Origin of the sequence: Streptomyces ipomoeae 91-03 (assembly GCF_000317595.1) — a bacterium.
GTDB lineage: Bacteria > Actinomycetota > Actinomycetes > Streptomycetales > Streptomycetaceae > Streptomyces > Streptomyces ipomoeae.
Genome location: NZ_AEJC01000252.1, coordinates 1 through 8,470, shown reverse-complemented (window position 1 = coordinate 8,470; position 8,470 = coordinate 1). Strand labels below are relative to the sequence as shown.

Here is an 8,470-nt window from a genome sequence, read left to right as displayed (position 1 = left end):
CCTGCACCGCCCCGCTGAGGAACCCGGCCCGGGCGCCGAACTTCTCGGTGTCGACGCCGTTGTCGGCGAGCACCTTGATCGCGGCGGAGTGGACCACGCGCAGGACGGGTGTGGCGGCGCGCAGGGCGTCGTCGGCCATGAAGCGGTGGCGCCACGGCTGGTCCGCCCAGGCGTGCCGCAGGCCGAACGGCTCGGGCAGGCCCAGGGATCCGCCGAGCCAGTTCAGCAGCGGCGGGTACCAGGTCAGCGGGGCCCGCGCGGCGAGGCGTACGACCTCGTCGGCGTCGACCAGCGGGAGCTTGATCTTCCGGGTCTCCCAGAAGCGGATCGACTTCTGGACCTCCCTCTCCTTCGCCGCGGGCTTGTTGTTGAACAGGCCGTGCACCGGGCCCAGCGCGTGCCCGGTCACCTCGATGCGGAGCGTCTGGTGCAGCACGGTCACGGTGATCATCATCGTGATGATCAACTGGCCGTCCCAGAGCGTCCACTGCACACCCAGGTAGTGCCGGTTGCCGCTGCCGAACTGCTGCTTGTTGCAGATGTCCTGTATGGCGTGGTTCTTGAACTGGAACGCCTCCACGTCCGCCCCCTCGGGGCGGGACACCCCTCCCGCGCCCTCGGCGATCGGGCTGACGATCCAGTGCTTGATCGACGGGGCCGGGAAACCGCCGGTGTTGAGCGGGCCGCGCTCCAGCATGCGGAGCTGGTCGTGGATGGCGCGTATGACGTCCCAGCTGCGGAACGGGTGGATCTCCTTGTCGGGATCGGCCTGGACGAGATCCTCGGCGAGCTGCCAGCTGCCCCAGCGGGTGCCCATGCCGAGGATGCCCTTGGGGCCCGCGTAGAAGACCAGGTTGGACCGCTGTTCCGCGCTGAGGCGGGCCAGCTCCTTGCGCAACTGCTCGGCCTTGTCACCGGGGTTGCCGGGCACGGCCTCGGGGATCTTGGCGCCGACTCCGCCGCCGGAGAGCAGGCCGTCCCAGCGCTCGCGCAGGTCCTTGGCGGTGCGCTCGCAGATGTGCTTGGCCCAGAACCAGCCGACCACGGGCATCACGACGCACGCGCGTGCGTACCAGGCCCAGAAGCCGGAGAACGGCATCTTCAGCAGGAAGATCACGGCGAAGACGCCCGCGGCGGCGAGCAGTGTGGTGGCCAGGGCACCGGCGCGCTTGTCCTCACGCTTGGCGACCTGGGTCCGGAGCTGGAAGATCAGCAGCCACATCAGCAGCCCGGGCAGGAAGAGCAGCCCGCACACGACCATGATCGCCGAGAGCCAGTTGTCGCGCTCCCTGCGGATGTTGATCGATGCCAGGGCGTGCTCGACGACGACCTGGGGCTCCATGCCGAACGACTGGATGAGCGGCTTGCGGCCCGCGCCGACCATGCGGTCCCGCACGGCCAGCGAGAACGCCTCACCGAGGTTCGGCCGGAAGATCGTCGCCCACTTGCGGCCCGGTTTGACCGTGGACTTGTGCCAGTCGTTGTTGGCCTTGAGGATCTCGTCGATGTCGTTGTCCCGGTAGACCGCGGACGCCAGGGCGTACGTCGCCGCGGTCTGGCCCGCGGTACCCGTCAGGGGCACCTGCGCCCCCGGAGTGAAATCGAATTCGTCCGCCACCGCCGCCCCCATCGCCGCACACTCGCTCCTGCGGCTCTTCCCGACTTCCGTACGCCGCACACCTGTTGATCAGGTCATGACCCGATCCGGCCCTGATCAAGCCACACTTGTCGATCAGGTGATCAGCGTATCCGCAGCCACCGACATCCGGTGGCGCGAGGAATGGACATTCACGGAACCCACCGGCCATACGCCGCGGGAACGTGTCGGCCCTGCCTCATGGATCCCACCGGCCGCGCGCCGCCCCGCACGCGTCGGCGGACGGCCGAAGCCGCCCGCCGACTCATCGGACTTGGCTGCCGTGGATGTCGAACCGTCAGCTCTCCTTCGTCCGTTCGCGGATCTTCTCGGCGATCTGGGGCGGCATCGGCTCATGGCGTGTGTAGCGGCGGCCGAAGCGCGCGGTGCCGTGGGACAGGGAGCGCAGATCGACGGCGTACCGGTCGATCTCGATCTCCGGGACCTCGGCCCGTACGAGGGTGCGTCCGCCGCCCGCCTGCTCGGTGCCGACGACCCGGCCGCGCCGCCCGGACAGATCGCTCATGACGGGGCCGACGTACTCGTCGCCGACCAGGACCGACACCTCGGCCACCGGCTCCAGGAGATGGATCTTCGCGTCGGAGGCCGCCTCGCGCAGCGCCAGGGCGCCCGCGGTCTGGAACGCGGCGTCCGAGGAGTCCACCGAGTGCGCCTTGCCGTCCCGCAGGGTGATCCGGACGTCGATCAGCGGATAGCCGGCGGCGACGCCCTTGGCGGCCTGGGCGCGTACGCCCTTCTCGACGGACGGGATGAACTGCCGGGGCACCGCTCCGCCGACGACCTTGTCCACGAACTCGATGCCCGAGCCGCCGGGCAGCGGCTCCACATCGATCTCGCAGATCGCGTACTGCCCGTGTCCGCCGGACTGCTTCACATGCCGGCCGCGCCCGGCCGACCTGTCGGCGAACGTCTCCCGTAGGGAGACCTTGTGCGGTACGACGTCGACCTGGACGCCGTACCGGCTGCGCAGTCGTTCGAGGGCCACGTCGGCGTGTGCCTCGCCGAGGCACCAGAGGACCACCTGGTGGGTGTCCTGGTTCTGTTCCAGCCGCATGGTCGGGTCCTCGGCGACCAGCCGGGCGAGGCCCTGGGAGAGCTTGTCCTCGTCCGCCTTGCTGTGCGCCTGGATGGCGAGCGGCAGCAGCGGGTCGGGCATCTCCCACGGCTCCATGAGCAGCGGGTCGTCCTTGGCCGAAAGGGTGTCCCCGGTCTCCGCGCGGTTCAGCTTGGCCACGCACGCCAGATCGCCCGCGATGCAGTGCGACAGCGTCCGCTGCTGTTTGCCGAACGGTGCGGACAGGGCGCCGATCCGCTCGTCCACATCGTGGTCCTCGTGCCCGCGATCGGCGAGCCCGTGCCCGGAGACGTGCACCGTCTCGTCGGGACGCAGGGTGCCGGAGAAGACGCGGACGAGCGAGATACGGCCCACATAGGGGTCGCTGGCGGTCTTCACGACCTCGGCGACCAGCGGTCCGTCCGGGTCGCAGGCCGACTTGATCTCGCGGGCCCTACCGTCCGGTGTGGTGACCGACGGCGCCTCGCGCTCCAGCGGGGTCGGGAAGCCACCGGTGATCAGTTCGAGCAACTCCACCGTGCCGATGCCCTGCCGGGCGCCGTCGGCCGCGGGGGCGGCGGCCAGCACGGGATGGAAGACGCCGCGCGCGACGGCCCGTTCCAGGTCGTCGATGAGCGTCTTGACGTCGATGGCCTCGCCGCCGAGGTAGCGGTCCATGAGGGTCTCGTCCTCGCTCTCGGCGATGATCCCCTCGATGAGCCGGTTGCGGGCCTCCTCGATCTCCGGCAGCTGCTCGGCGCCCGGCTCGGACTCCTTGCGCTCCCCGGAGGAGTAGTCGAACAGCTTCTGCGACAGCAGCCCGATCAGCCCCGTCACGGGCGCGTGTCCGTCGGGTCCCGGCGGGCCGTGCAGGGGCAGATGGAGCGGCAGTACGGCGTCGGGGTCGTCCCCGCCGAACGTCTCCGCGCAGACGCGGGTCATCTCCTCGAAGTCGGCCCGCGCGGCCTCCAGATGCGTGATGACGATCGCGCGTGGCATGCCGACCGCCGCGCACTCCTCCCACACCATGCGGGTCGAGCCGTCGACGCCGTCCGACGCCGAGACGACGAAAAGGGCCGCGTCCGCCGCTCGCAGACCGGCCCTGAGTTCCCCGACGAAGTCGGCGTATCCGGGGGTGTCCAGAAGGTTGATCTTGTATCCGCCCCATTCGACGGGTACCAGGGAGAGCTGCACCGAGCGTTGCTGCCGGTGCTCGATCTCGTCGTAGTCGGAGACGGTGCCGCCGTCCTCCACACGGCCCGCCCTGTTCACCGCTCCCGCGGTCAGCGCGAGAGCCTCCACCAGAGTCGTCTTGCCCGAACCGGAGTGGCCGACCAGCACCACATTCCGTACGGACGCGGGATGGTCGGCCGCCGTAGCCCTGCCGGCGGCCCCGGCGTGTGTGTTCACCTTGTCGCCCATGGTCCTGCCTCCCGTGCACGGTGAGGTCACTGTGGGCGCGGACACGCGGGACCCTCCCCCAGACTCCGTCCGGGGGCACCCCCAGCGGTGGCGGCTCCGGCGACGCCCGCGGTTCTTCGAGCTTTCCACTCCCGTCACAATGCGTCCATACGAAGGACGTGATCCCGCCGCCGACCCGGGGTGGACACGGTGTCCTGGTGCCCGACGGTCGCACACACACGCGCGTGGCTACGATGGGCCAGCCGGTGGTCAGCAGGGGCCACGCGGCGACACCGACCCTCGGGAAGGCCATGCTGAACAAGTACGCGCGTGCATTCTTCACGCGTGTCCTCACACCGTTCGCCGCGTTTCTGATCCGCCGGGGCGTCAGCCCCGACACGGTCACGCTCCTCGGCACCGCCGGAGTCATCGCGGGCGCGCTGGTCTTCTACCCCCGGGGCGAGTTCTTCTGGGGCACGGTCGTCATCACGCTGTTCGTGTTCTCGGACCTCGTCGACGGCAACATGGCCCGCCAGATGGGCCGCTCCAGCCGCTGGGGCGCCTTCCTCGACTCCACGCTCGACCGCGTCGCCGACGGCGCGATCTTCGGCGGCTTCGCCCTGTGGTACGCGGGCAGCGGCAACGACAACGTGCTGTGCGCGGTCTCGATCTTCTGCCTGGCGAGCGGCCAGGTGGTGTCGTACACCAAGGCGCGCGGCGAGTCGATCGGCCTGCCGGTGGCCGTCAACGGCTTGGTGGAGCGCGCCGAGCGGCTGGTGATCTCGCTGGTCGCGGCCGGATTCTCGGGCCTGCACAAGTTCGGGGTGCCCGGCATCGACGTACTCCTGCCGATCGCCCTGTGGATCGTCGCCGTGGGCAGTTTCGTCACGCTGATCCAGCGGGTCGTCACCGTGCGCCGCGAGTCCGCGGAGGCGGAGGCCGCGGCCGAGGGCGCCCAGGAGGCCCCCGACGGAGCGCAGAGCCGCGAGGCGACCTCGTGAGCCGACTCCAGGAGCGTGTGACCGACGGGCTCTACGGTCTCGGCTGGAGCACCGTCAAGAAGCTCCCGGAGCCCGTCGCCGTACGCCTCGGCAACGCGATCGCCGACGCCACCTGGAAGCGCCGCGGCACCCTCGTACGCCGCCTGGAGGCCAACTACGCGCGCGTGGTGCCGGGCGCGAGCCCGGAGCGCCTCGCCGAGCTCTCGCGCGCGGGCATGCGCTCGTATCTGCGCTACTGGATGGAGTCATTCCGGCTCCCCGCGTGGAGCGAGGAACGCGTCAAGCACGGCTTCGCCCCGAAGGACGTGCACTACCTCACCGGTGGCCTCGCCGCCGGCCGGGGAGTCGTCCTCGCGCTGCCGCACCTCGCCAACTGGGACCTCGCCGGCGCCTGGGTCACCACCAAGCTTCAGACCCCCTTCACGACCGTCGCCGAACGCCTCAAGCCCGAGACGCTGTACGACCGCTTCGTCGCCTATCGCGAGGGCCTCGGCATGGAGGTCCTGCCCCACAACGGCGACACCGCCTTCGGCACCCTCGCCCGGCGGCTGCGTGACGGCGGCCTGGTCTGTCTGGTCGCCGACCGTGACCTGTCCGCCTCCGGGGTCGAGGTCGACTTCTTCGGCGAGAAGACCCGGATACCGGCCGGCCCGGCCCTCCTCGCCCAGCAGACCGGCGCCCTGCTGCTGCCGGTGACCCTCTGGTACGACGACTCGCCCGTCATGCAGGGACGCGTCCATCCCCCGATCGAGGTACCCGAGTCAGGTACTCGCGCGGAGAAGACGTCTGTCATGACACAGGCGCTGGCCGATGCCTTCGCCACCGGGATCGCCGACCATCCGGAGGACTGGCACATGCTGCAGCGGTTGTGGCTCGCGGACCTCGACCCCGCGAAGGACCCGTCCAGAGGTCCTTCGACGGACTCGGCCGGGGAGTCGGCGGGGGACGCGGCGAGTGATTCGGCGAAGGACCCGGGCGAGGAGCGCGCTGGGGACGTGGTGAACGGTCCCGCGACGGGTTCGGCGAAGGATCCGGCCGAGAGGCGGGCCAGGGATGCGGTGAGTGGTCCCGCGAAGGGTTCGGCGAACGAGCCCGAGAAGGGGCGCCGCCCGTGAGGATCGGCATCGTCTGCCCGTACTCCTGGGACGTGCCCGGGGGAGTCCAGTTCCACATCCGCGATCTGGCCGACCACCTCATCCGCCTCGGCCACGAGGTGTCCGTCCTCGCCCCGGCCGACGACGACACACCGCTGCCGCCGTACGTCGTTTCCGCGGGCCGCGCGGTCCCGGTGCCGTACAACGGCTCGGTGGCCCGCCTGAACTTCGGCTTCCTGTCGGCCGCGCGCGTGCGCCGCTGGCTGCACGAGGGCACGTTCGACGTGATCCACATCCACGAGCCGACCTCCCCGTCGCTCGGCCTGCTCGCCTGCTGGGCCGCGCAGGGCCCGATCGTGGCCACGTTCCACACCTCCAACCCGCGCTCCCGGGCGATGATCGCCGCGTACCCGATCCTCCAGCCCGCGCTGGAGAAGATCAGCGCGCGCATCGCCGTGAGCGAGTACGCGCGCCGCACCCTGGTCGAGCACCTGGGCGGCGACGCGGTCGTCATCCCGAACGGCGTGGACGTCGACTTCTTCGCCCGCGCCAAGCCCAACCCCGACTGGCAATCAGAAGAGGCGCGAGGCTCCGTTGAGGGCGGTGGTGGGAGACGGGCGGGCGGCACCCTCGGCTTCATCGGCCGCATCGACGAGCCCCGCAAGGGCCTGCCGGTACTGATGAAGGCCCTGCCGAAGATCCTCGCCGAGCGCCCCCGGACCCGTCTCCTCGTCGCCGGGCGCGGTGACGAGGAGGAGGCCGTGGAGACGCTGCCCAAGGAACTGCGCTCCCAGGTGGAGTTCCTCGGCATGGTCAGCGACGAGGACAAGGCCCGCTTCCTGCGCAGCGTCGACGTCTACGTCGCCCCCAACACCGGCGGCGAGAGCTTCGGCATCATCCTCGTCGAGGCCATGTCCGCGGGCGCCCCGGTTCTCGCCTCCGACCTCGACGCCTTCGCCCAGGTCCTCGACCAGGGCGCGGCGGGCGAACTCTTCGCCAACGAGGACGCCGACGCGCTCGCCACAGCCGCCGTACGCCTCCTCGCCGACCCGGCCCGCCGCGCCGAACTCCGCGACCGCGGCAGCGCCCACGTACGCCGCTTCGACTGGTCCACGGTCGGCGCCGACATCCTCGGCGTCTACGAGACGGTCACCGAGGGCGCGGCTTCGGTGGCGGCGGACGAACGGGCGGGGCTGCGGGCGCGGTTGGGGCTGGCCAGGGATTGAGGCGGCAGGGGGGGCGGGGTTCGCTGGGTTCCGGTCGCGTGGTGCGAAGAAGTCGCCGAGGAAATTGAGCCGCCGCCCGGCAGGCGATAACGCGATGCCACCGGTCGCGAGACCGGTGGGCGCGCGACCGGTGTCGGCCACCACGTCCACGGCGTAAGGCACCCCGCCGTCGGTCACCGTGAAACGCGCGTCACGGGTGCCGGGACCCCAAGTCCGACGGCGGCCACCCCTGCCGTCCCCGCAGCCGGCACCGTACGTCCGTCCATGCGCGCGCCCCCTGCCCTGGATCCGCGTGGTTCCGCTCTGCTGCTCCAAGGGTCGAATCGCGTCCCGAGGGCAGTCGGTTTCGGGCAGGTCGGGAGGCGGTGGTGGGCACGGGTAGCCTTGCCGCCCGTGACTTCCACACTCATCTGGATCGCGGTCGTCCTCTTCGCGATCGGCCTCTATCTGAGCTGGACCGCGGGCCGCCTCGACCGACTGCACGCGCGTATCGACGCCGCCCGTGCCGCGCTCGACGCGCAGTTGCTGCGCCGCGCCTCGGTCGCCCAGGAACTGGCCACCTCCGGGGTGCTGGACCCCGCCGCCTCGATCGTCCTCTACGAGGCGGCGCACGCGGCCCGGCAGGCGGAGGAGGAGCAGCGCGAGGTCGCCGAGAGCGAGTTGAGCCAGGCGCTGCGGGCCGTGTTCGCCGAGGCGCAGCAGGTGGAGGCGGTGAGGGCGGCGCCGGGTGGTGAGGAGGCCGCCAACGAACTGGCCCAGGCCGTCCGTCGGGTGCCCATGGCCCGACGCTTCCACAACGACGCGGTACGCGCTGCCCGCGCCCTCCGGCGTCACCGCAAGGTCCGCTGGTTCCGGCTGGCCGGCCATGCCCCCTTCCCCATGGCTTTCGAAATGGACGACGAGCCCCCGGCAGCGTTGGCCGACCGAGCGGGGTCGTGAGCCCGGTTCCCTCGCCCCCGCCGCCCCTACCCGTCCCATCCAGGGGCTGCCGCCCCTTCGACCCCGCTTCGCCTTCTGGCTCGGGCGGGGCGGTGCGT

At 71.2% G+C, this 8,470-nt stretch carries 6 protein-coding genes; 4 read left to right on the top strand and 2 right to left on the bottom strand.

Translation table 11 applies throughout. The features are described 5' to 3' along the window. A partial coding sequence (locus STRIP9103_RS16530) for a hypothetical protein (RefSeq protein WP_009313178.1) occupies positions 1-1,630 on the bottom strand: 1,630 nt, incomplete at its 3' end. Between the two features lie 304 nt (positions 1,631-1,934). Continuing rightward, positions 1,935-4,133 carry an elongation factor G-like protein EF-G2 gene (locus STRIP9103_RS16525; RefSeq protein ID WP_009313177.1) on the bottom strand — a complete coding sequence of 733 codons (2,199 nt, stop codon included), beginning with the start codon at positions 4,131-4,133 and terminating at the stop codon, positions 1,935-1,937. Positions 4,134-4,366: 233 nt separating this feature from the next. Here STRIP9103_RS16525 and pgsA point away from each other — a divergent pair, with 233 nt between their 5' ends. The 4 genes from pgsA to STRIP9103_RS16505 all read left to right on the top strand — a co-directional run bounded on the left by pgsA (position 4,367) and on the right by STRIP9103_RS16505 (position 8,372). Further along, positions 4,367-5,113 carry a phosphatidylinositol phosphate synthase gene (gene pgsA / locus STRIP9103_RS16520; protein WP_078613930.1) on the top strand — a complete coding sequence of 249 codons (747 nt, stop codon included), beginning with the start codon at positions 4,367-4,369 and terminating at the stop codon, positions 5,111-5,113. Further along, on the top strand, positions 5,110-6,228 hold the full coding sequence (locus STRIP9103_RS16515) for a phosphatidylinositol mannoside acyltransferase (RefSeq protein WP_009313183.1): 1,119 nt from the start codon (positions 5,110-5,112) through the stop codon (positions 6,226-6,228). The genes pgsA and STRIP9103_RS16515 overlap by 4 nt, the downstream gene beginning before the upstream one ends. Further along, complete coding sequence (locus STRIP9103_RS16510; RefSeq protein ID WP_009313179.1) at positions 6,225-7,433, top strand: glycosyltransferase family 4 protein; 1,209 nt, start codon at positions 6,225-6,227, stop codon at positions 7,431-7,433. The genes STRIP9103_RS16515 and STRIP9103_RS16510 overlap by 4 nt, the downstream gene beginning before the upstream one ends. Before the next feature lie 393 nt (positions 7,434-7,826). Continuing rightward, positions 7,827-8,372 (top strand): LemA family protein, encoded by a 546-nt coding sequence (locus STRIP9103_RS16505; RefSeq protein WP_009313181.1) that lies wholly within the window; start codon positions 7,827-7,829, stop codon positions 8,370-8,372. Positions 8,373-8,470: the final 98 nt, after the last annotated feature.